Origin of the sequence: Rhodococcus sp. NPDC057297 (genome assembly GCF_042667435.1) — a bacterium.
Classification (GTDB): domain Bacteria; phylum Actinomycetota; class Actinomycetes; order Mycobacteriales; family Mycobacteriaceae; genus Rhodococcoides.
In genome coordinates, this window is record NZ_JBHUZE010000001.1 from 485,388 (window position 1) to 507,267 (window position 21,880).

Genomic DNA, 21,880 nt, shown 5'->3' on the forward strand with positions numbered 1-21,880 from the left:
GGGGTCTTGCCATGTCACACACATTCGGCCGCGACGCAGTCATCGTCGAGGCGGTCCGTACTCCGGTCGGTAAAGGCAAGGCCAGCGGGGCGCTGCACGGTGTGCATCCAGCCGATCTGCTGGCGCACAGCCTCCGGGCCGTCGTCGAACGAAGCGGGATCGACCCGGCGATGATCGACGACGTCATCACCGGGGCGGTCACGCAGGTGGACGAACAAGCCTTCAACATCGCTCGGACGGCACTGCTGGCTGCCGGTTACCCCGAGTCCGTGCCCGGCACCACGGTGGACCGCCAATGTGGGAGCAGTCAGCAGGCCGTGCATTTCGCCGCGCAGGGTGTCATGTCCGGTGCGTACGACATCGTCGTAGCGGCGGGCGTCGAATCCATGGGACGTGTGCCCATGGGTTCCAACATCAGGCCGGGTTCCAACATCAGGCCGGGTTCCGATCCGCGAGGTGTCGGATTCACCGAACGGTACTCCGAAGGCCTTGTGGCGCAGGGGCACAGTGCCGAGCTGATCGCAGCGAAGTGGGGATTGGACCGGACCGCTCAGGACGAGTTCGCGTTGAACAGTCATGCCAAGGCCTACGCCGCCGCCACCGGAGGCAGGTTCGCGAAAGAGCTGGCACCCCTGGCGGAGTTGGATCACGACGAGATCATCCGTAGCGGCGGAACGTTGGAATCGATGGCCGGTTTACGGCCGGCATTCGTCGATCATGCGGTGGGAGAACGCTTCCCGCAGATCGACTGGTCCGTCACCGCGGGCAACAGTAGTCCGCTCAGCGACGGCAGCGCCGCTCTGCTGATCACGACGAGCGAGATCGCCACGCGCTTGGGGTTGAAGCCCCTCGCGCGCCTGCACAGCGTCGCTGTCGTCGGATCCGATCCGTTGTACATGCTCACCGGCGTCGTTCCAGCGACCGAGAAAGTGTTGAAGCGGGCGGGCCTGAGCCTGGCCGACATCGATCTGTTCGAGGTGAACGAGGCCTTCGCTTCGGTGGTCCTGGCATGGCAGAAGGAAACCGGTGCAGACCCGTCCAGGGTGAACGTCAACGGTGGAGCCATCGCGATCGGCCACCCGCTCGGGGCAAGCGGAGCACGAATCATGACGACGTTGGTCAACGCCATGGAGCAGAACGACGCCCGATTCGGTCTGCAGACGATGTGCGAAGCAGGCGGGCTCGCGAACGCGACGATTCTGGAACGGGTCTGAAGCAGGTTTTCGCTGCAGAACACGTGCATCGGGTGAACAATCGGACCATGCCGACACTCGAACTCACAGGACCACCGTTCTCCGGATTCGCCGTCGACGACATGGAGGCAGCCCGGGCGTTCTACGCGGACACGCTCGGGCTGACCGTCGAGACAGGTGAGATGGGCATGCTCCACCTTCGCCTGAGCGACGCCGTCGAGATTCTGATCTACCCGCGGGAGCGGCACGAGCCCGCGCCGTACACCATTCTCAACTTTCCGGTCGCGGACATCGACGCCGCCGTCGACGCGTTGACGGCCGAAGGGGTTGTGTTCCAGCAGTATCCGGACATGGGAACCGACGAGAAGGGGATCTTCCGCCACGGCGGCCCGCTGATCGCCTGGTTCACCGACCCGTCCGGCAACGTTCTGTCCGTGTTGCAGGCTTGAACACTGCGGGTTCGGGTCAGGCGGTGGGAGTTCCCAGCTCGAGCGTGACCGGTTGCTCCTGACGAATACCCTGCTCGGTCACCCACTCGAGACGTATCGTCTCCCCCGGCCTGCGCCCGATCATCTCCGCCGACATGTCCTTCGAGGATCGAACAGGTCTGCCGTCGACGGAGACGATCACATCACCGCCTAGCAGGCCGGTTCTCATTGCCGGAGAGTCGTTCTGGACAGACGTGACCGCAGCTCCCTGCGACGGGCCCGCCGAACGGAAAGCTGACACATCTCGTATCGACACCCCGAGATACGGCGTCGGGCCGACGTGGACAGTCCCACCCGAGCGCCCGGTCCGCACCTGTTCGACTACGGCCATCGCGTCGTCGATCGGGATGGCGTACGCCTCCGGAGCTTGCGTGGCTCTGGCCTCGTCCGACAGCCCGGCCGCATCCACTCCGATGACGCTTCCCCACGCGTCGACGAGCGGTCCGCCCGAGTCGCCGGCGCGAACGTCGGCGTCGATCTGAATCATCCCGGTCAGCTCGTTGCTGGTTCCGTCGACCGAGTTCTGCGCGGTGACAACCCGATCCAGTGCGACGATTCTCCCCGGCGCCGGGACGAGAACTCCGCCGCCTGCCGCATTTCCGACGGCGGTCACCGCGTCACCGACCGCGAGGTCCGCCGAGGACCCGATGGGCGCCGGCGGAAGATCCGACGCGGTCGCCAACTCCAGTACCGCAAGGTCACGGGACTTGTCGTAACCCAGCACCGAGGCGTCGTAGATCAGGCCGTTGCCCATGTGCACGGCCGTCACGTCCGTCGCCTGCTCGACGACGTGGAAGTTCGTCAGAACCAGTCCGTCCGCGCCGACGACGAATCCCGTTCCAGCCACTCCGTACGTGCCGAACTCCGCGGAGATCGTGACCACCGTCGGATCCACCCGGGCGGACAGCTCCTCGGGTGTGAGCGGGGGCCCCGCGGGCGCTGGTGGTGGCGCCGGAGGTAGGGCAACCGGAGGCTGAACAGTGTCGAACCCGCCCGGCGACAGCCGGGGTGCCAGCGCCGTCGCCGCGAGCGTCAGCACCACCACGGTCGCCGCCCGGCCTGCTGCCTGCATAGCCTCCGATTATGACCGTCCGGCGACGAAAATGCGGCGACCTGGCACACCTCTTACAGACCTAGCACTCTTTCTGCGGACCTGGCACGCCTTCTATCCATCGATTTCGCGTGCCAACCTCACAAAAAAGGTGCTAGCTCCCCAACTCCGCTATCGCGCGCTGACGGCTCGGGGAACGTCGGCGCGGAGGGTGAAGTCGGTGACGAATTCTCCGTCCTCGGGGACGAATCGGCGTCGGGGATCGTAGTTCTCCACGTCGAACCGATCCAGCGCAGGTGAATGTGTCGTGACGGCCATCTTTCCGCCGTCGACGTCGAATTGCAGGAGGCGTTGGAAGCCTGTGGCGCGTTCGCCGTCGACCTCGAAGTATTGGTAGTCCGCGAGGAGTTGGACGACGGTGCGGCCGGTGTCGTCGACCTCTCGATCGACGACGGTAGCTTGCCCGTCGACGTGCCCCGAGAGCACGAGGAACACCGATTCGTAGGGCTTCACGAGGCGGTTCCAGATCTGCTGACCCGAGCTGGCACCGATGTCGCCGAAGGCCATCAGTTTCTTCTCGCCGCCTTCGTCCAGGTAGTAGTGGGTGCCGATCACGACGTTCCGATCCGGATGATCGTCGAGAACCTGCTCGGCCCACTTCATGACCTTCTCGGGCGGGTTGTATCCGATGTAGAGCATCAGGAACTTCGCGCCTGCGATGTCGATCAGGTCGTAGTGTGCCGAATTGTCCTCGGCCGTGAACGAATCACCCCACCACGGCTGATCCCGGTATCGCTGAGGGCCGAAGTATTCGTTGTACAGAGCGTGGTTCTGCTCGTGCATTCCGGGCACCAGTTTGCCCGCGACATTCCACAGGTTGTCGTGGTTGCCGGGGAGAACGCCGTGTGGAACACCTGCATCCTCCAGTCGCTTCATGGACTCGCTGGCAGCCTCGAATTCGATGCGCGACTGCGTATCCGGACGGCCGGGGCTGATCCAGCTCTGGATGATGTCCCCCGTGTGCATGCTGTAGTCGATGCCGTACTTCTCGGCATTGTCGACGGTCCACTGCGTCATGTCGTCGTAGACGGTCGGATTGTCCCGCGAGATGTACTGAGTGTCACTGATGTGTTGCAGCGCGAAGTCGTAGGTGCCCGGCTCGGCGAAAGCTCCGTCGGGAGAGGCATTGTCGTCGGCGAAGGATCGATCGACGCGGGGGCTGTCGATGATCATCACCTCGACGTCACCGTCGATTCCCGTCACGGGCGCCGCGAGAGTGATGTCGCCCCCGCTGGTGGCGGGACGGGCGACGGCAACGGCCTGGCCCCAGGAGTCCGACCCGGGTGTGCGCACATGCATTGCAAGATCGTTGGTGTTGACGGAGGTGCCGTTCCACGTGAGCACAGCGGACTCCACTCCGGGGGCGAACGAGGCGGTGTAGCGAAGATACGGGAACTCGTCCCACGCCGATGTGTGGGAGGCGGAGCCCGAGGACTCCTCGACGCTCGCGGTGCCGTCGCCGACGCCGGCGACCATGTCTGCAGACAGCGCCTCCGGAACGGAGGTGAGTCCGAGTGCGGGTACCGCCGTGGCGGGTGCCTGCGACCGGATCTCACTGGGGTCGGCCACGGCGTCGGCGCCGACGAGAGCACACGCGAGCAGGAGAGATCCGATGGTCGGGGCGGCCTTCACTCTGTCCAGGCTACCGACGCTCGGGAGTGGGTGTCGGTAGCGAGAGTGACGGGCCGATCACGGACCGAACGTCACGTTCGCTGAGGTAACGCCTCGGCAGCACGAGTCAGCCGGGTGGCGGCGTCGCGAACGCGTTCGATCTTCCGGTCCAGGGCCTCGCCTTCGAATGCTTCGACTCGTCCGCCGATGCTGATGGATGCCACGACGGCTCCTCCTCGTCCGAGGATCGGCGCGGCGACGGCGGCGACGCCGGTCAGGTAGTCGGAATTGCTCACGGAGTATCCGGCGGTTCTGACGGCGTCGAGGTGCTCGCGCAGGCGGGTGGCGTCGGTGACGGTGTGTTCGGTGAATGCATGCAGATCACTTTGTATCCACTTGTCACGCAACGTGTCCGAGTTGGCGAGCATGACGATGGGGCCTGCAGCGGCGTGGTAGGGCAGCACCGAGCCGATGTTGATGCCCGCGACCACCAACGGATTGTTCCCCTCGAGCCGATCGATGCACACGGCACCTTCCTCGGCGGGAACCATCAGGTAGGCGGTGTCCCCGAATGCGTCGGCGAGTTGGGTCATGTACGGCCGCGCTGCCGTTCGGATGTCCAGGTTCACCAATGCCGCCGAGCCGATTTCGAACACCGGCATCGCGACGCGGTACGCCCCGTCCGCCGTCCGGTCGACCCACCCAGCGTGAACGAGGGTGGTCATCAAGCGATGCACCGTCGTCTTGTTCATCTCGCTCGCCGCGGTGAGATCCCCGAGAGTCCAGACCGGGCGGGAGGCGTCGAAATGCTCCAGCAGAGTGCATGCCTTGAGGACGGCTCCGACGATGTCCCGTCCCGCCTGGGTGTCGGACTGGAAGGGCGCAGCCACTGGGTACTCGCTTTCGGGGGTAGTCCGTGATCGGTCTGGCCATCATACGAACCGGCGTCTTCGGGATGCCGTGTTGACATGTGACCCGGACCACTCTAGCTTCGTATCACGAAATACGGAACTCATTCCGCTATACGGAACGGACTAGTGATGACGGCTTCGACGCCCACCCTCAAGGACCTCACCAACGCCGGACTCGTCTACGCCCCCGGGGTGTGGGACGGTCTGACGGCCAAGCTCGCCGAACAGGCCGGATTCGACGCACTGTGCGCGTCGGGATTCGCGGTGTCCGCTGCCCTCGGACTCCCCGACGCCGAGCTGTACACCATGACGGAGAACCTTCAGGCCATCAGGACCATCCGGGAAACCTCGAAGCTTCCCCTGGTCGCGGACATCGACACCGGTTACGGCAACGCCGTCAACGCCGCCCGGACGGCAACGAAGTTCGTCGACGCAGGCGTGCAGGGAATGTTCATGGAAGACCAGGTGTCTCCCAAGTCCTGCCCTATCTGCGTCGGCGACCCGGTGGCACTTGTCGACGTCGAAGAGGCGACGGGCAAGATCCGTGCCGTGCGAGACTCGACGCCCGACACGGTGCTGCTCATCGCGCGCACCGATGCCCGGGGCGACGACGCGATCCGTCGTGCGCAGGCATACGTCGAGGCGGGCGCGGACATGATCATGCCCGTCACCAAGACCTTCGAGACCATCGAGGAATGGGAGCGTTGCCACGACGAGGTAGGCGTTCCGCTGATGGCCACGTTGACGGCGTCGACCTGGACCGAACGCGATTTCACTCCGGAAGTGCTGGAGCGCATCGGAGTTCGGCTTGCACTCTTGCCGACGCAGGTTCTCATGGCGGCAACCGGCGCCGCACGGACGGCACTGCGGCGCCTCGCCGGGGGCGAAGCTCCCGCCGCGGTCAGCGCCGACGCACTGTCGCATCACGATTTCGTCGACCTCATCGGCTTCTCCGACGTCGAAGCCAAACAGCGCAAATACCTCCCCGAGGCTGCCAAATGAGTCCCCACCCGACGAGTCCCCACCCGACGAGTCCCCACCCGACGAGTCCCCACCCGACGAGTCCCGGCTACACCATGACCGAGAAAATTCTAGCCCGCACCTGCGACAGCGAGACGGTACGCGCGGGTGAGAATCACGCGGTCCGTCCGGCCCGCATGATCGCCTACGACTTCCCCGGTTACACCGACGTGATGTTCCGTCAGATGCGGGAGGACTTCGGCATCACTGAGCTCGAGGATCCGAGTCGGTACGTCGTGTTCATCGACCACATGTTGACGAAGAACAACGACAAAGAAGCCGAGGTCCACAAGGTCACGCGTGATTGGTGCGAGTTCTACGGAATCGAACTGCACGAAGGCCGCGGCATCGGCCACCAGCTGACGGCCGAACTGGGACTGGCGATTCCCGGCGACTTCCTCGTTCATTTCGACGGCCACATCAGCGGCGTCGGAGCGTTCGGTGCGCTCGGGTGGGGAATCCGACGCGACCTCATCGAGGCATGGGTGACCGGGAAGGTGTACGTCGACATTCCGGCCACCACACGTTTCGATCTCGTCGGTGAATTCTCCCCGGGCGTGGACAGCAGAGACCTCGTCCACACCATCATCGATCTCGTCGGGGCCGACGGATGCGCGCACCAGGTCATGGAATTCGGCGGACCGGGCGCTCGGTCGATGAAGATCGATCACCGTCAAGGACTGTGCGGCATGGCAATGTTCACCGGTGCAGTGTCCGCGGTGTTCGAGCCGGACGAGACCTCGCTGGCGTACGCGAACACGGTTGCGCGCCAGGCCTTCGAGCCGGTTCACCCCGACGACGATGCCGTGTACGCGGCCCGGCACACCATCGACCTGTCGGAGGTCGTCCCCCGCGTCGTTCAACCAGGCTCGGCCCGTGCAGCCAACACCAAGACCGCGAAGGAGGTCTCCGGGACGCCGATCACCAAGGCGTTCATCGGTTCCTGTGCGAGTGGGCGCATCGAAGACCTGCGCGCCGCGGCCCTGGTGCTCGACGGCAACACCATCGCCCCCGGTGTCGAGTTGAACGTCGTCCCGACCTCGCAGCAGGTACACGAGCAGGCCGAGCGCGAGGGGATTCTGGACGTACTCCGCTCCGCAGGCGCCACCATCGCGGTGTCGAGTTGCGACTTCTGCTTCGGCTACCAGAAGCCGCTCCAAGCAGGTGAGAACTGTATTTCCACAGGAGTTCTCAACATCTCCGGTCGGATGGGTAGTTCCGACGCGAACATCTACATGGGATCGCCGTACACGGTTGCGGCGAGTGCTCTGGCCGGAACCGTTCGAGAATGGAGTTCATGACGTGAGTGCCTATCCACCACCACCCGACGTCATCGAGGGACGCATCGCCTGGATCTTCGGCGACGACTTCGACATCGACCTCGTCGTCGGGGTCTCCAACATCAAGTCCTACGACCCTGACCACCTGAGGTCCGTGTGCATGCACGCCTACGACCCTGGGTTCGTCGACCGAGTTCGGCAGGGAGACATCATCGTCGGCGGTCGCAACTTCGGATACGGTCACCCGCACTACCCGCCGATGGTCGCGCTGCGCAACGCCGGAATCGCGGCGATCGTCGCCGAGTCGTTCTCGCCCGGATTCTGGCGAGGCGAGACGTTCAACGGGATGCCGCTCATCACCGTTCCCGGAGTGTCCACCGCCGTGGCGACGGGTGATTCCGTGACCCTGGACTGGCGCTCCGCGACGCTCCGCACCGACGACGGAACCGAACTCGTCGGCTCGCCCCCCAACCCCAGGACCGTCGCCGTCATCGAAGCCGGCGGATCCTACGAACTCCTCATCGCCGAGCACCAACTCACACAGCAGTCACTCGTACAGCAGTCACTCGCACAGCAAGGACAGCCGACATGACCAATGCGCCGCACCCATCCACGAGGACCGACGTGGCCAGTCCGGGTAAGTCGAACACCACTGCCAGACGGGCCGCGATCGCCGGTGGCGTCGGAACTCTGATCGAGTACTACGACTTCGCGGTGTACGGATTCCTCGCCGTCGTCATCGCTCCGCTCTTCTTCCCGTCCACCAGCCCAGGAGTGTCGATCCTGGCAACACTCGCAGTGTTCGGCGTCGCCTACGTCGCCCGTCCCCTCGGCGGCATCTTCTTCGGCCGCCTCGGCGATCGGCGTGGCCGGCGATCGGCTCTGGTCATCACCGTCGTCTGCATGGGCATCGCGTGCGGCATCCTCGGACTGCTTCCGACGCACTCGTCCGTCGGCTACCTCGCTCCGGTTCTGCTGGTGATCATCCGCCTGGCTCAGGGGTTCTCGGCCGGGGGTGAGATCGGCGGCGCCGCAACGTACATCGCCGAGTCCGCGCCGCCGAACCGTCGGGGATTCTTCGGATCGTTCACGCCGATCGGCTCGACACTCGGATTCGCCGTCGCCGCAGCGGTTGTCGGTCTGGTCGCCCTCGTCACCACCGACGAGCAGATGTCGTCCTGGGGATGGCGAATTCCGTTCCTTCTCGCTCTGCCACTCGCCGTCGTCTGCCTGCGTGTCAGGTTGAAGCTCGAGGACAGCCCCGAATTCGAGGAGATGGCCGAGAAGAACCAGGTCACCAAGAGCCCGTTGTCCGATGTGGTGAAGCGCAACCCGTGGTCGGTGCTTCGTGTCGTCGGCATCGCCATCGCGATGAACGGATCCGGCTACATCGGCCTGACCTACTTCAGTGTGTACCTCATCAACGATCTCGGCTTCTCCAAGGACTCGGTGTACTGGACATCGGCCATCAGTATTGCGTTGGCCTGCGCCACGTTCCCGCTCAGCGGCATGTTGACCGACAGATTCGGCCGCAAACCCGTGCTGCTGGCCGGTTACGTCGCGTACATCGTGATTGCATTGCCCGCGTTCATGATCCTGGGTGCCACAGCGAGCATCGTCGTCGTCGGAATCGTGTACTTCGTCTACATGGTGCTCAACGGCGTCGTCCAGGTGCCCGCGTTTCCGCTGTTCACCGAACTCTTCCCGAGGTCCGTTCGTTACACCGGAGTCTCGCTCGGATTCAACATCGGCACCATCGCCGCCGGCGGAACAGCTCCGTACGTCGCCGCGCAGCTCGTCGAATCGACCGGCAACGCCATGTCCCCCGCGTACTGGGTCATGGGTGTCTGCGCAATCGGTGTCGCCACGGTTCTCACCATCCGCGAAACCGGAAAGACCGCCCTGCCGGTCTGATGCGGTGAGTGCATACTGATTCGCATGACGCGACGGGTACCGGGCACATCGAAGCCGACGGTCAGGGTCGGCATCTCGGGTTGGACGTACGCGCCGTGGCGGGGTGACTTCTATCCGAAAGGCCTGGCACACCGCCGAGAGTTGGAGTACGCGTCGGAACGGCTGTCCTCCATCGAGATCAACGGAACGTTCTACGCAATGCAGAAGCCGGCGAGCTTCGTGAAGTGGCGTGAGGAGACGCCGGAGGACTTCGTGTTCTCCGTCAAGGGCGGGCGGTACATCACCCACATCAAGAGGCTCGTCGGCGTCGAATCCGCTCTCGCCAACTTCTACTCGACGGGTGTGTTGAGCTTGGGACCGAAACTCGGTCCATTTCTGTGGCAGTTGCCGCCCAACCTACAGTTCGACGCCGGTGCGCTGGCCGCGTTCTTCGATCTACTACCCCGCACGACCACGGAGGCCGTGGCCCTCGCGGGCCTGCGGGACGACAAGCTGCCCGACGACAGGGTCAGTCTCGCAATCGACGGTGACCGCCCCTTGCGTCACGCACTCGAGGTGCGGCACGACAGCTTCCGATCCGACGAGGCTGTCGAGCTGTTGCGAGAGAAGGACGTTGCGTTCGTCGTCGCCGACACCGCCGGACGCTACCCGTTCGTCGACACGCCGACGTCGGACTTCGTGTACATCCGCTTGCACGGCGACGAGGAACTGTATGCGAGCGGTTACGACGATGCAGCCCTGGACAAGTGGGCTCATCGCATCGAAGAGTGGACAGGCGCGGGCCGAGACGTCTTCGCGTACTTCGACAACGACGTCAAAGGATTCGCTCCATTCGATGCGATGAGGCTGCGTGAACGTATCTGACTACTCGAACTCCATTCGAACCGAGCTGGCGCAGAAGTGCAGAAGCAGTACGAATCCGTTGATCGACACGACGATCGGGGCCCACACGAACACGGTCATCATCGGGCTGAGACCGTCCACGACCACCACCCAGACGGCAATCACCGTCGTGAACAGCGTGCAGAGCGCAACGTGCGTCGCGAGCATCCATCGGCCCAGGAAGAAGCCGACGAACATCCCGATCTCGATGAAGAACGCAGTCTTGGCCAGGGTGATCGCAGGTGGTGTGCTCGAGGAGAAGACCGCGACGAAGATTGCGATATCCGATCCGATGACGAATACGAAGGCCGGGCCGATGCGAGGCCACGGCGACACCCACCACCACACCGCGGCGGCGAAGGCGAACAACATGGACGCCCACGTGACAGCTACTCCGGTCGTGGTGGCGGGGGCGTAACCGGACGCAAGTTCCAACGCCGGGATGATGGCCATGCTCAGGGTCGCGAACGCCAGCACACGTTTGACGATCGTCGTGATCGCCAGTGACGCCATCGCATCGACGACCCACTCGTATCGCTCTTCCAGCGTGTCGCCGGCTGCCGACATCCCGATCCCCCGATTTCGTTCGGTCCCCCGATCGGAGTCTGACACATCGCGAGGGGGTGCTACGGCGAAACCGGTTCGATATCAGACCTTTACGTCTGCCGTTCTGTGACGTGTCACAGTGATCGGGTGCCGTCGAGCATGGCCATCAACAGTTCGCGGGGCAGAGCCAACGGCGGCATCGAGTTGAGGTGGATGGCGTCGTCGGATTTGTCGTTCTTGAACTCGGCCACCTCGTCGTGCAGCCGCTCCATCGTGACGTCGAGCCGGTTGGCACTGTCGGCGGCCTCGGTGAGCTCGTCCAACAACGGTGCCGGGATGGTCCCGGAGTACTTGTAGAAGATCTTGTGTTCGAGGCTCGCCCAGAAATCCATCGCGATGGTACGAATCTGCAGCTCTACCGGCACCGGTTGAATGCGGTCGCTCATGAACACCGGAATTTCGACAATGAGGTGAAGGCTTTTGTAGCCATTGGGTTTCGGCGTGGCGATGTAGTCCTTGATCTCGAGTACACGCACGTCGGTCTGGCTGCCGATCATGTCCGCGATGCGGTACGTGTCGGAGATGAAGCTGCACGTGATGCGAATACCCGCGATGTCGACGATGTTCGACCGGATGTCGTCGAGGGTCAGCGGGCAGTTCTTTCGTCGAGCCTTGGTGATGATGCTCTCGGGGGTCTTGAGCCGTGAACCTACGTGTTCGATCGGACTGTAGCGATGGATATGGGTGAACTCCTCCTTCAAGATGTTGATCTTGGTCATGAGTTCGTCGATGCCGAACTTGTACCCCATCATGAATCGAGTGAAGTCGTTCCGGAGCCGGTCGAAATCCGGCACCGCCTGGGGTTCCTCGCCCGTGGCATCGCGTTCCATGCCCTCGATTGTCCCTTACCGGGCCAGGGAGCCTAGGTGCGGTGGCTTCCGCGTGAGTCGAAGCTCGCGTCCGCGCATCTCGGGCCGAGGGGAGGGCTGAAGGTGACATCTCCGCAGGTGCGGCACGCGTGGGTTCGATGGTGCCCTCGGCCGCAGGAACACGCCCTCGACCCGACCAGTACGGTCCGTGGGCCGAGGGCGTGACCGCGAGCGCACCTGCACGGTGCGTTCTCGACCCATCGATCGCCCAATCGATGGAGGGTCCCGCTGCCGTCATCACCCTCCGCTGTCGTCATGCGCCGCCGCGTTCTTTCCGGGTGAATCCATGCTTGCCACCGCCTGCTCGACGTTTGGACCGTCCGGAGCCGGGGGACTCCAGGACGGCCCGTTCAGGGTAACACGCATTCGAACATACGTTCCCATTGAACTCGACGATGTTGTGCCATAATCTGAAATTACGAAATTACGGAATAACAGAGGGGTCACGATGCGTCGAACCATTGCTGTATCCGCAAGCTGCCTCGCTCTACTCGTGGCGACGGGGTGCACGTCCACGTCCGGTACCGACAGTGCGCCGGAGCCGGACGAGTGCACGCCGGTGACGTCGACGGATCTGAACACCGAGGACGGGTGGTTGGGTCTGATCGGTCAGGCGCCGGAGTCCGTGAGCCTGCTGGTCGACGACGGCAGTGGACGCACCGTCGAGCATCGCGCAGAGGAGCAGCAGCCGCTGGCGTCGGCCGTGAAAGTGGTCCACCTCGGCGCCTATGCTCGCGCGGTCGCCGCAGGTGAACTGGACCCGGACGAGCAAGTGCCGCTACTGGATTGGGAACGATGGTACGTACCGGGAACGGACGGCGGCGCGCACCCGGCGGCACTCGAACGGCTGGGGATCGCAAACGACGGCACCAGCGCGACCGATCTTGCCGGCACCGTTCGGCTGGACGACATCGTTTCCGCGATGATCCAGGAAAGCGACAATGCCGCGCCGGACTACCTGCGCTATCGGCTGGGTGACGACGCGCTCACGCGTGCTGCCGCGGCCGGAGGGTGGGAGAACTTTCAGGCTCCGACACTCGTGACGCAGACGCTGTCGTTGTTCGATCCCGCGTTGGGCGACGGTGACACGTGGGCAACGGCAGAGAGGTGGGCCTTCGATCAGCAGTTTCGCGTGGACGTGAGCGCAGGCCTCGAAGTGCCGTCGTACGATCAGCAGGTCGACGGGGTGCAGGAGCGGTCGGCGCAGGGATCGGCTGCCGAACTCGCCGGGTTCTATCGCGCGATCGCCGACGGAAGTTTCGGTGACGGTGGCGATGTCGCACTGCGGCAGCTCGAACACCGACCCGCGCCCGACGGTGCCGCCGGAATCGGGTTCAAAGGAGGCAACCTGCCGGGTGTCCTGACGCAAGCATTCGAGCTACGGCGGGACGACGGCACGGTTGCGACGGCGGTGTGGCTGATCGACTCGTTGCCTGCCGATCGGTACGAGGTAGCTCTCGCGGGCATCGGGAACCAGCAGACGCTGATCGTCGACGCGCTGCGCTCGCCGTCGGGCTTCGACCGAATTGCCTGCGCAGTGTGAGCGGGGAGTTCGAGGCCAGGCTCGCCGAGTTGGAGGCCCGGGTCGCGGAGCTGGAACGCCGCGACGTCGGTGCTCCGACAGAGAAAGCTGCCCCGACGGGCGGTGAGATCGCGTACCGCGGCGACGTCCATCTTCACGGAGACGTGACATGGGACATCGGGTATTCCCCCGACGGGATCCTGGACCTCTCGGTCGCACGCACGACGGATGTTCTTGCGGCGCTGGGTCATCCCGTCCGATTGCAGATCGTGAAAGTGCTCCTGCGGGGACCGGCCAATGCATCGGAACTGCAGGAGGCCGTCGGGCTCGGGTCGACGGGGCAGGTCTACCACCACCTCAAGGTGTTGGGCTCGGCCCACATCGTCGAACAGCATGGCAGAGGTGAGTACCGAGTCGGAGCGAAGAAGGTCGTGCCTCTGCTCGTGTCGATGCTCGCCGCCGCGGACATTTCGGGCGAACTGGGTACCTGACCGCGTCGAGCGATGAGTGTCGAGCGATGAGTTTCGGAGCCGGGCGGTGTCGGTACAGGCACACACCCGCCCGCGAGCATCGGAGAAGACAATGTCCTCGAACAACACGCAGACCGAGAACGTGACACCGACCGTCCCGTCCGGCTCCCGCACTGCCGCACGCGCCGGTTGGGTGCTGACGGCACTCCTCGCGATCTTCCTGATCTTCGACGGAGTGACCAAGTTGATCAATGTGCAGCAAGTGCGGGCTGCGACGGTCGACCTCGGTCTACGCGAGGAGATGACGCCTGTCATCGGTGTCGTTCTGTTGGTCAGCCTTGCTCTGTTCCTGGTGCCGCGCACGGCCTTTCTCGGCGCGGTACTGCTCACCGGTTACCTCGGCGGCGCGGTTCTGACCAATTGGCGGGTCGACAAACCACTGTTCAGCACGGTGCTGTTCGCGGTGTACGTCGGCGTCGCGGTATGGGCGGCGCTCTACCTCCGCGACCCCAAGGTGCGTCAGGTCATGCCGTTCGTGCGTTGAGGCTCGGTCGATCGAACGGAACCGACCGCAGGTGACACGGTTCGGAGCTACTGGGCTGCGTATCCGCCGTCGACGAGGTGGTAGCTGCCGGTGATGAAGCCTGCGGCGTCGCTGGCGAGGAAGGCAACGAGGCTGGAAACCTCCTCGGAGGTGCCGAGACGACCGAGAGCGTGCTTGGCTTCCAACGCCTTTCGGGCATCTTCGTCCATGTTGGCAACGAGGAGCGGCGTACGGATGAAGCCGGGGCCGACTGCGTTGACGCGAACGCCCTGTGCGCCGTACTCGAGCGCAGCGTTCTTCGTCAGACCGAGCAGGCCGTGCTTGGATGCGACGTAGCTGGCGGAGTTGGCAATTCCGACGCTGCCGAGGACCGATGCCATGTTGACGATGGATCCACCGCCTGCTGCGGCGATGGCCGGGATCTGGGCCTTCATTCCGTAGAACACCGCATTGAGGTTGACCTCGATGACCTTGCGCCAGCTGTCCACCGACACGTCGCCGACGGGGAGAGGCTCGCCTCCGATGCCTGCGTTGTTGACGGCGATGCGAAGCGGGGCGAGTTCACCGGCCGCGGCGACCATGGCCTTCACGTCGTCCAGGTCCGCAACGTTGCCGACGAACGCTGCCGCGGTGCCTCCGGCTGCAGTGATCTCGTCGGTGACGGCCTTGGCGTGGTCTCCGTCGAGATCGGCGACCAGCACCGATGCACCGTTCGCCGCCAACTCCAGTGCAACCGCGCGGCCGATTCCGGAGCCTGCTCCGGTGACGATCGCCGAGCGATCTCCTACGTCGTACGTGGCCATGACAACCTATCTCCTCGTGAATCGAAACTCAGTGGTAGTTGAACCTAGAACTACCTTTCTGTAAAGGTACAATAGTTACGCCGGCTTACTTATTCCGGGTTGCGGCTGATGTGAGCTGCCGAAAGTTCTCGCCAAGTGGCGACCAAGTGCGGTGGGCGACGCTGTCGACCATGAACATCACACCTTCGCTCCTGTACAGGCTGAGCGGTATCGCCGTCGTCGTCGCCTTCGTCTTCAACTTGATCGGTGGAACACTGCATCCGGTCGTCGGCGGATGGGCGCATTCGGTGGAAGCGCTCAGCGAACCCTTCAACCCGTACGCGCAGTACTTGCTGCTGATCGGGACGCTGCTGCAATTCCTCGGGCTGCCCGCCGTCTACGTCTGGGTGTCCAGAAAGACGGGACTGCTCGGACTGATCGGCTTCGCTCTCTACTTCTTCGGTGGGATGCTCGTGATCCTCCCGCATCTGACCGTCGAAGCATTCGTCTCGGTGCCGATAGCCGCCAAGCACGAGACCGCTCATTTCCTCGTCCCGACGGACGATTCGCTGTTCGCCGATCCGGCATTCCAGAACCTGCAGTTGTTCGCGGGCCTGGTCTTCATGGTGAGCATGCTGATCATCGGAATCGCGCTACTGAAGTCTCGTGCGGTACCGCTGTGGATCGGTGCGGTGATGACGCTCGGCGGACTGATTCTCCTGACGCCGATCCCTCAGGCTCCGGTTCTGTCCGGGCTCGTCATCGAGATCCCCCGGGGCCTGGCCATCGCAGCAATCGGAGTCCTGATGATCAAAGGCAACAGCTCAGGAGCGGACACACGCAGTCTGCAGACGAGTTCACGAGTCGACGTAGCGACCCGATGACGTAGCTACCCGATGACGTAGCTGCCCGATGACGTAGCTGCCCGATGGCGAAGTGACTCGAGGAGGGCATCGGAACGCGCTCGGAGCTCCTCGGCGGCGGCGGTGTCGCCGAGGGCTTCGGCCGTTGCCGCAAGGGCGGAGTCGACCGTGCCCGCGTAGAAGGCGCCCGAGTCGAACCCCGCGATTCGACCCGAGAACGGTGAGAGCTCGTCGTGCAGTTTCGTGGCCGCCTCCAGGTCACCGAGCCTCGCTGCGGCGCGGGCCGCGTGGGCGGTCATGCCGAGCCAGTAGTAATCCCTGTCGTACGGCTCCGCGTCGAGCCAGAGTTCGCGTGCCCTGTGCTTCTCGCCCGAGTCGAGCAATGCCACGATCAGCGGGTACCGGACGCTCTGGGGGCGCATGTTCTCGATGGCGCTCAGCTCGTCGACCATCGGTGCCAGATCGCCCAGATACGTTGCCACGCCCAGTCGTCCGATCATGGTGATCAGATGGGCGATCGCGCTGCCGCCGGCGACCATCTGGGCCGCTGCCTCGGAGTATCCGCGCAGCGCACTGTCGGTGCGGCCGGAGGCGATGTCGCAGGCGGCTCGGTAGATCCGGACGACGCCCAGCATCTCACCCAGCTGCTGCCCGCTGGCGTGGATGATGACGGCGGCGGCGCTCGCATCTGCTTCATCCAGTTCCGTTGCGGCACAATGAGACAAGAATGCATAGTAGTGACCGAGTGATTGATAGGCCGGGTCGGCTACCGCCGCACGCAGCAGTTCCTCGCTCGTCGGGGACAGAGTGTGTGCCAGATCAGGCCCGAGGGTTGCGTAACCGTAGGCATTGAGTGCCCGGCACAGTACGGCGTCGTTCTGGGACAGTCGGGCGTGACGCACCGCATCCGACGCCGCGGCGACAGTGTCGGCGACATCGTTGCCCTCTATCTCGAACACGAGCGTGCTCAGCAACAGTGCGCGATCAGCCGCGCCGATGTCGGCATCCAGCAACAACGCTCGAACGGGGTCGACGATGGACGCATCGACGGCGACATCGGGCCGGATGGACCACACGACCGGCGCGGACCAGGACGTGAGAGCGTCGATCGACCGGCGACGCCCGAGGTGCGTTGTGGTCCCCGGTGCCGACGCGATGTCCACCGCTCGGCGCCGTCGACGTCGCGCCGACGCCGTATCGCCTGCCCGCGCCAACGACCCGACATAGGGAATCAGGATGTCCAGCAGGTCCGTCGCGGACCCGTCGACGGCGCTCTCGTGCAGTTCGACGGCGGAGCTCCACAGTACGAGCGCCTCTCGGTGCGAACCGAATGCTGCAGCCCGCCTGGCCGCGTCCACGACGAAGGGCACGAGCGTGAGTGCTGTTGTGGGAGTGGCGGACAGTGCAGCATGGTGAGCGAGAAGTGCGGGATCGTGTGGTGTTCGGGCTGCGAGGACTTGTAGTGCTTTGCCGTGGAACCGCGTGCGTCGCATCAGCGGCAGTTCCGTGTACAGCGTGTCGCGGACGAGCGCATGAGTGAAACGTACTCGCTCCGAGTCGGTCTCGGTGAGAAGGCCGGCAAGGACTGCCGGCTCCAGTGCGTCGAGCAACTCGTCCTCGGTCCTGTCGCTCATTGCGGAGAGCACGGAAAGATCGACGTCGCGGCCGAGAACCGATGCGCGCCTGAGTGTCAGCACGCTGTTCTCGGGAAGTCTGGTGATGCGCCGCCGGAGGACTTCACCGATCTCCACCGGAATCGAGGAGCGCGCCGCGGCTGCACCTTCCGACACGATCAACCGAGCGAACTCACGGACGAACAGTGGATTGCCGTCCGTTCTTTCGGTGAGCACGTCGAGTACGTCCGCGTCCATGTCCGTGTAGCCGGATTGCTTCGCGACTTCCGTTACCCCACCGAGAGTCAACCCGGTCAAGCGCATCTTGGTCGACGGAGTGCCCGCCGTTGCTGCCCATACCGTGTCCAGCTCGGCCGATACCTCGGAGGTTCGGTACGTCGCGACGACGAGCACCCGCGCACCCCTCGGAGCGAGAATCAGGTGCCGGAGCAACTGCATGGTCAGCTCGTCCGCTCGGTGGCAATCGTCGAAGACGAGTACGAGCGGTGCAGTTCCCGCGAGACGGGTCAGATAGCCGATGAGAGCCCGTGCCAGCCAGAATGTCTCGACGGCGACATCATCGGAGGCCGAGGCGGGATCCAGTATCTGCCGCAGCTCTGCGGGGACTGGCGCCTGCGACCGAAGGGACGCGAGAATTTCGGACCACGGCCAGCCCGGCGGTGTCCCGTCGACCTCCGGGCATGACCCCCATGCCGCTGTCCATCCGCGGGCGGCCAAGTGGTGCGCGATGGTGTCGGCAAGTGTCGACTTGCCCTGGCCCGGCTCGCCTCCCAGCCAGACGATGTCGAACGAGCCGTGTTCGACACCGCGGGCAGCATCGAGGACGACCTGCGTCTCCCTCGGTCTGCAGTTCACCACCGGGGCCTTGGGCGCGGGCGCATGGAACGACACACGGGCAGTAGCGGCGTCGACCACGTGCGGTGCATCGAGCGCGGGATCCTGGGCAAGTATGTCGCGTTCCAGTGTGCGCAACTCGGGGCCGGGGTCGATGCCCAGTTCGTCGGACAGGTATCTCCTCGCCCGGCTCAGGGTATCGAGGGCGTCGACCTGTCGCCCTGCGCGGTACTGCGCCAGAGCGAGGATGTGGACGGGGCGCTCACGTCCTGGACTGTCGGCGACGTGCCTCCCGAGATCGGCGATGACGGCCGTGGGTGCCGCACCGAGATTCAGCAGCGTATGCGCCCGTTCTTCGACTGCCGTGCTTCGTAGTTCGTCGAGACGTGCGATCTCCACTGCAGCCCAGTGCATGTCTGCGAGACCCTGATACGGGCTACCCGACCACGATGCGAGCGCACGATCGAACATTCCGAGCCGAGATGTCGGGTCGCTCTCGCGTATGCCGCCGACGACCAGGGATTCGAAATGCCAGACATCGACCTGCTCGGTCGGAAGGACCAGCCTGTATCCCGGCGCGGAGCTGACCAGAACCGTCGCCGGCGTGCGAGGCCTGCGGTCGGGCTCGAGGGTCCTGCGAAGATTCGACACGTGAACTTGCAGGGCTGCCAGCGCTTTGGGGGGAGGTTCACCCGACCACAGATCCTCGATCAACAGATCCGTCGACACCACCGAACCTCTGGCGAGGACGAGTCGCGCCAGTACTGCGCGTCGGCCGGGGCCGGCGAGGTCGATGTCGCGCTCGTCGAGGCGCGCACGCATCGGACCCAGCACGCCGATCGTCAGCGTGTGGGTGGGCACGAGACTCATGTCGCGGAAGTCAACGCAGCCGGTTCCCGACGGGCAGCTGGTTCGTCAGCCGATTCGCTGGCCGTAGACGTGCTCGACGGCAAGCTTCAACAGCACGCGGCGGTCGGACACCATGACGGACCGGTACTCGTCCCAATCGGGGTGCTCCCCGGCGGCGGCTCGGTAGTAGTCGACCAGGGCATCGACTTCGGGGCTCGACACGTCGGTTCCCGGCCCGATGAGCGTTCCGGTCCCGTCCACCGTGGCCCACGACCTGCCGTCGGCGCTGGTGACCTCGATGGACACCCGAGCATCGCGCCGGATGTTCTTGGTCTTCGCGCGGCCGTCGGTCATCGACACGTAGACGATTCCGGCGTCGCGGTCGTAGTACGGCGTCACCGGCGACAGCTGCGGCCTACCGTCGGACTTGATGGTCGCGAGGACGCCGAGACGTGCCTCGGCCACCAGATCGTGCGGATCGAAGCGGCGCGACTCGGAACTGTCTGAACTCATGACTCCCCCTCGAGTAGTGGCTCGGTCGACTACCCCACGTTATGCGCCCGACGCCGATCCCGCCTCCGCCCGCGCCGCCAGGAATGCTTCCGGGTCGATGAGGTCGGCCTGGCCCACGATGGAGCCCAGGTCCGCGATGCGCTCGATCCCGGTGAGCACCATTTCCTCCTCGACGGTGCCCTCGGCGTAACCGTAGTAGCACGTCGACGTCGTGTGCTCGTGGTCCTTGTCGATGCGGTTGGCTCGGCCTTCGATCTGACGAATCTCGATCGGTGTCCATCGTGGATCGTGAATCAAGGTCACACGCGGCGCCGACGTCGACACCGTCCGTTCCGGAAGCAACAGCTCGTTCGAGTGCAGGTTGATCGCACTCGTCGTGGTCGAGATGATCACGCGGGCGGCGCCGGTCTGGAAGCGTCGGATCTCGTGCTCCTGGTCCTGACTGCTCATGCTGCCGTCGACGACGGCGGCATCCTGGCCTTCGTCGCGCAGCGCCTCTGCGAGGCCCGCGACCGACTCGCGGTAGAACATGGAGACGAACACCTGGTTGCCGTCGCGAATCCACGCGCGAACCTGATCGGCCGTCGACGGGATCCGCAGGTAGGAGCATTTCTGACGGAACCGCAGTGCCGCAGCCCTCGTGCTCGGATTCTTCTGCAGCACACGCTTACCGCCGACGGACTTCCACAGAGGTAGGCCGAGCTCCTTGCGGTAGTCCACCCATGCCGAGTTGTACAGGCGTTTCTGCGCGGCAGTGAGTTCCTGGCCGAGCGGCTCACGCGGCGTCGGGGGCGAGGGGCGCGAGATCGACCACGGCACAGCACCTCCGGAGAGCCACCGGTGAATGGTGTCGATGTCGCGCGTACGCTGCGCGGCGTCCTCCGGTTCCCACCGCCACGTCTTCAATCCGGTGGTCGCCTTGCCCTCCTTCAGTGCGAAGCCCTGCTCGATCAGGAATTCGGCCCACTTGGTGGTCACGCCGTACCCGAGGACCTCCTCGTCGCCGACGATGGGACCGGCCGCCCGGCTCTGTTCGATCGCGCGAGCCATGTACGCGAAGTGCATCGGCTGGTACCCCGGTGTCGCGGACATCCACACGACCGCACGCGCGGCCTCTTGATACCGCCACAGAATCTGCGACTGCTGCGACTCGATGTTCATCAACGCGTGCGACTCGTCGGCGATGACGACGTCGATGTCGAAACGCAACTCGCCCAACGTGATCGTGCGTTTATTCTGAGTCTTCTTGCGCTTGCCCAGGTCCGTGTCCTCGGGGACCGTCAACAACTTCTTGGTGGACTGATACGTCACCAGCAGCCAACGCTTGCGATCCGCGGGATCGAGATCTGCCTCGGTATCGGCGATGGTCCGTCGCCAGCCAGGAAGCGCGCCCTTGGGTGCGACGACCAGAACCGTGCCGATGTCCGGAGCCGAGCCTGCCTGCCGAACGGCTTCGCAGACGGCGAGAGTCTTACCGAGACCCGTCGAGTCCATCTGCGCGAAGTACGGGAACCCAGCGTTCATCGCGCCCAGCTGCCGGCGCACCGACTCGAGTTGCGTCTCGCGAGGCGTCAACGACCGTTCGTGGACGACCTCCGGTCTCCACTCTTCGTTCGCGTCGTCCTCCACCCACCGCTGCAGGCTGTACGGCATGGACTCGAACGAGGCCAACCCGTCGGGCAGATCGGTTCCGTAATACGCGAACACGCGAGGACCCGGATACCAGCGGGCGCCCGACGCCGATGCCAATGCGCGATCCTCGAACGGGACGTCCAGTACCCAGACGCGCTCGCCTGGATCGGGGAGCGGCAGATCGGGCGACGCCGTCTTGCGGACCGGCTTCCTGCGTGTGGTGGTGCGCTTCTTCGCGGTGGTGGTTCCCGACGACCCCTTGAACTTACGTGCGGCAGCGCTCTTGCCCGCGCCGACCGTGCGGGCAGTGGTGGAAGCGGGTTTGCGTCGACGTGGTGGCACGGAGAACAAC

20 protein-coding genes are annotated in these 21,880 nt (G+C 64.6%); 11 read left to right on the forward strand and 9 right to left on the reverse strand.

Translation table 11 applies throughout. The annotated features are described in order from the left end of the window. The first annotated feature begins 11 nt into the window (after positions 1-11). Both ACFULT_RS02270 and ACFULT_RS02275 read left to right on the forward strand, forming a co-directional pair. A complete protein-coding gene (locus ACFULT_RS02270) occupies positions 12-1,214 on the forward strand; it encodes a thiolase family protein (RefSeq protein ID WP_378480491.1) in 1,203 nt (400 codons plus the stop codon). A 47-nt stretch (positions 1,215-1,261) separates the two neighbouring features. Beyond that, complete coding sequence (locus tag ACFULT_RS02275; RefSeq protein ID WP_037109630.1) at positions 1,262-1,642, forward strand: VOC family protein; 381 nt, start codon at positions 1,262-1,264, stop codon at positions 1,640-1,642. A 16-nt stretch (positions 1,643-1,658) separates the two neighbouring features. Here ACFULT_RS02275 and ACFULT_RS02280 read toward each other — a convergent pair whose 3' ends face one another. The 3 genes from ACFULT_RS02280 to ACFULT_RS02290 form a co-directional block, all read right to left on the reverse strand. Beyond that, on the reverse strand, positions 1,659-2,753 hold the full coding sequence (locus ACFULT_RS02280; RefSeq protein ID WP_378480492.1) for a S1C family serine protease: 1,095 nt from the start codon (positions 2,751-2,753) through the stop codon (positions 1,659-1,661). A gap of 150 nt (positions 2,754-2,903) precedes the next feature. Then, entirely contained in the window at positions 2,904-4,424 is a 1,521-nt protein-coding gene (locus ACFULT_RS02285) for a metallophosphoesterase (RefSeq protein WP_378480493.1), read from the reverse strand. A 71-nt stretch (positions 4,425-4,495) separates the two neighbouring features. After that, positions 4,496-5,293, reverse strand: a complete 798-nt coding sequence (locus tag ACFULT_RS02290; protein ID WP_094720027.1) for an IclR family transcriptional regulator — start codon at positions 5,291-5,293, stop codon at positions 4,496-4,498. A gap of 150 nt (positions 5,294-5,443) precedes the next feature. On the opposite strand from ACFULT_RS02290, the gene ACFULT_RS02295 reads away from it, so the two are divergent. The 5 genes from ACFULT_RS02295 to ACFULT_RS02315 all read left to right on the forward strand — a co-directional run bounded on the left by ACFULT_RS02295 (position 5,444) and on the right by ACFULT_RS02315 (position 10,392). Continuing rightward, a complete protein-coding gene (locus tag ACFULT_RS02295) occupies positions 5,444-6,316 on the forward strand; it encodes an oxaloacetate decarboxylase (RefSeq protein WP_094720104.1) in 873 nt (290 codons plus the stop codon). 74 nt (positions 6,317-6,390) lie between these two features. Further along, positions 6,391-7,635: an aconitase family protein gene (locus ACFULT_RS02300; protein WP_378480494.1), complete on the forward strand. Its 1,245-nt coding sequence runs from the start codon at positions 6,391-6,393 to the stop codon at positions 7,633-7,635. Position 7,636: 1 nt separating this feature from the next. Then, the gene (locus ACFULT_RS02305) at positions 7,637-8,206 is read left to right on the forward strand and encodes a 3-isopropylmalate dehydratase (protein ID WP_037109621.1); all 570 of its coding nucleotides are present in this window, start codon (positions 7,637-7,639) and stop codon (positions 8,204-8,206) included. Continuing rightward, entirely contained in the window at positions 8,203-9,528 is a 1,326-nt protein-coding gene (locus ACFULT_RS02310; protein WP_037109618.1) for an MFS transporter, read from the forward strand. The genes ACFULT_RS02305 and ACFULT_RS02310 overlap by 4 nt, the downstream gene beginning before the upstream one ends. 24 nt (positions 9,529-9,552) lie before the next feature. Further along, entirely contained in the window at positions 9,553-10,392 is an 840-nt protein-coding gene (locus ACFULT_RS02315) for a DUF72 domain-containing protein (RefSeq protein ID WP_094720024.1), read from the forward strand. On the opposite strand, the gene ACFULT_RS02320 is transcribed toward ACFULT_RS02315, so the two are convergent. Both ACFULT_RS02320 and ACFULT_RS02325 read right to left on the reverse strand, forming a co-directional pair. Then, the gene (locus ACFULT_RS02320; RefSeq protein ID WP_094720023.1) at positions 10,393-10,977 is read right to left on the reverse strand and encodes a giguanylate cyclase; all 585 of its coding nucleotides are present in this window, start codon (positions 10,975-10,977) and stop codon (positions 10,393-10,395) included. A gap of 113 nt (positions 10,978-11,090) precedes the next feature. Beyond that, positions 11,091-11,846 carry a GTP pyrophosphokinase family protein gene (locus ACFULT_RS02325; RefSeq protein WP_037109610.1) on the reverse strand — a complete coding sequence of 252 codons (756 nt, stop codon included), beginning with the start codon at positions 11,844-11,846 and terminating at the stop codon, positions 11,091-11,093. A 487-nt stretch (positions 11,847-12,333) separates the two neighbouring features. On the opposite strand from ACFULT_RS02325, the gene ACFULT_RS02330 reads away from it, so the two are divergent. The 3 genes from ACFULT_RS02330 (at position 12,334) to ACFULT_RS02340 (ending at position 14,421) form a co-directional block, all read left to right on the forward strand. Beyond that, a complete protein-coding gene (locus tag ACFULT_RS02330; protein ID WP_378480495.1) occupies positions 12,334-13,428 on the forward strand; it encodes a serine hydrolase in 1,095 nt (364 codons plus the stop codon). Continuing rightward, positions 13,425-13,898: a helix-turn-helix transcriptional regulator gene (locus tag ACFULT_RS02335; RefSeq protein ID WP_094720021.1), complete on the forward strand. Its 474-nt coding sequence runs from the start codon at positions 13,425-13,427 to the stop codon at positions 13,896-13,898. The genes ACFULT_RS02330 and ACFULT_RS02335 overlap by 4 nt, the downstream gene beginning before the upstream one ends. 91 nt (positions 13,899-13,989) lie before the next feature. Further along, positions 13,990-14,421, forward strand: a complete 432-nt coding sequence (locus ACFULT_RS02340) for a DoxX family protein (protein ID WP_378480496.1) — start codon at positions 13,990-13,992, stop codon at positions 14,419-14,421. A gap of 47 nt (positions 14,422-14,468) precedes the next feature. On the opposite strand, the gene ACFULT_RS02345 is transcribed toward ACFULT_RS02340, so the two are convergent. Next, entirely contained in the window at positions 14,469-15,224 is a 756-nt protein-coding gene (locus ACFULT_RS02345) for an SDR family NAD(P)-dependent oxidoreductase (RefSeq protein WP_037109601.1), read from the reverse strand. 170 nt (positions 15,225-15,394) lie between these two features. Between ACFULT_RS02345 and ACFULT_RS02350 the strand changes: the two genes are divergently transcribed. Beyond that, a complete protein-coding gene (locus tag ACFULT_RS02350) occupies positions 15,395-16,087 on the forward strand; it encodes a hypothetical protein (protein WP_249300100.1) in 693 nt (230 codons plus the stop codon). A 5-nt stretch (positions 16,088-16,092) separates the two neighbouring features. On the opposite strand, the gene ACFULT_RS02355 is transcribed toward ACFULT_RS02350, so the two are convergent. The 3 genes from ACFULT_RS02355 to ACFULT_RS02365 are packed head-to-tail and all read right to left on the reverse strand — an operon-like array spanning position 16,093 to position 21,870. Beyond that, positions 16,093-19,404, reverse strand: coding sequence for a BTAD domain-containing putative transcriptional regulator (locus ACFULT_RS02355; RefSeq protein WP_378480497.1), 3,312 nt, complete (start codon positions 19,402-19,404; stop codon positions 16,093-16,095). A 45-nt stretch (positions 19,405-19,449) separates the two neighbouring features. Further along, the gene (locus tag ACFULT_RS02360) at positions 19,450-19,896 is read right to left on the reverse strand and encodes a PPOX class F420-dependent oxidoreductase (RefSeq protein WP_037109597.1); all 447 of its coding nucleotides are present in this window, start codon (positions 19,894-19,896) and stop codon (positions 19,450-19,452) included. A gap of 39 nt (positions 19,897-19,935) precedes the next feature. Next, positions 19,936-21,870: a helicase-related protein gene (locus ACFULT_RS02365; protein ID WP_378480498.1), complete on the reverse strand. Its 1,935-nt coding sequence runs from the start codon at positions 21,868-21,870 to the stop codon at positions 19,936-19,938. Positions 21,871-21,880 lie beyond the last annotated feature (10 nt).

Excerpts from the sequence above, each read along its gene's own strand:
- ACFULT_RS02350 (WP_249300100.1), top strand. The coding sequence starts at position 15,395 with ATGAACATCACACCTTCGCTCCTGTACAGGCTGAGCGGTATCGCCGTC.
- ACFULT_RS02355 (WP_378480497.1), bottom strand. The coding sequence starts at position 19,404 with ATGAGTCTCGTGCCCACCCACACGCTGACGATCGGCGTGCTGGGTCCG.
- ACFULT_RS02330 (WP_378480495.1), top strand. The coding sequence starts at position 12,334 with ATGCGTCGAACCATTGCTGTATCCGCAAGCTGCCTCGCTCTACTCGTG.
- ACFULT_RS02360 (WP_037109597.1), bottom strand. The coding sequence starts at position 19,896 with ATGAGTTCAGACAGTTCCGAGTCGCGCCGCTTCGATCCGCACGATCTG.
- ACFULT_RS02295 (WP_094720104.1), top strand. The coding sequence starts at position 5,444 with ATGACGGCTTCGACGCCCACCCTCAAGGACCTCACCAACGCCGGACTC.
- ACFULT_RS02300 (WP_378480494.1), top strand. The coding sequence starts at position 6,391 with ATGACCGAGAAAATTCTAGCCCGCACCTGCGACAGCGAGACGGTACGC.
- ACFULT_RS02345 (WP_037109601.1), bottom strand. The coding sequence starts at position 15,224 with ATGGCCACGTACGACGTAGGAGATCGCTCGGCGATCGTCACCGGAGCA.
- ACFULT_RS02310 (WP_037109618.1), top strand. The coding sequence starts at position 8,203 with ATGACCAATGCGCCGCACCCATCCACGAGGACCGACGTGGCCAGTCCG.
- ACFULT_RS02325 (WP_037109610.1), bottom strand. The coding sequence starts at position 11,846 with ATGGAACGCGATGCCACGGGCGAGGAACCCCAGGCGGTGCCGGATTTC.
- ACFULT_RS02315 (WP_094720024.1), top strand. The coding sequence starts at position 9,553 with ATGACGCGACGGGTACCGGGCACATCGAAGCCGACGGTCAGGGTCGGC.
- ACFULT_RS02280 (WP_378480492.1), bottom strand. The coding sequence starts at position 2,753 with ATGCAGGCAGCAGGCCGGGCGGCGACCGTGGTGGTGCTGACGCTCGCG.
- ACFULT_RS02270 (WP_378480491.1), top strand. The coding sequence starts at position 12 with ATGTCACACACATTCGGCCGCGACGCAGTCATCGTCGAGGCGGTCCGT.
- ACFULT_RS02275 (WP_037109630.1), top strand. The coding sequence starts at position 1,262 with ATGCCGACACTCGAACTCACAGGACCACCGTTCTCCGGATTCGCCGTC.
- ACFULT_RS02320 (WP_094720023.1), bottom strand. The coding sequence starts at position 10,977 with ATGTCGGCAGCCGGCGACACGCTGGAAGAGCGATACGAGTGGGTCGTC.
- ACFULT_RS02340 (WP_378480496.1), top strand. The coding sequence starts at position 13,990 with ATGTCCTCGAACAACACGCAGACCGAGAACGTGACACCGACCGTCCCG.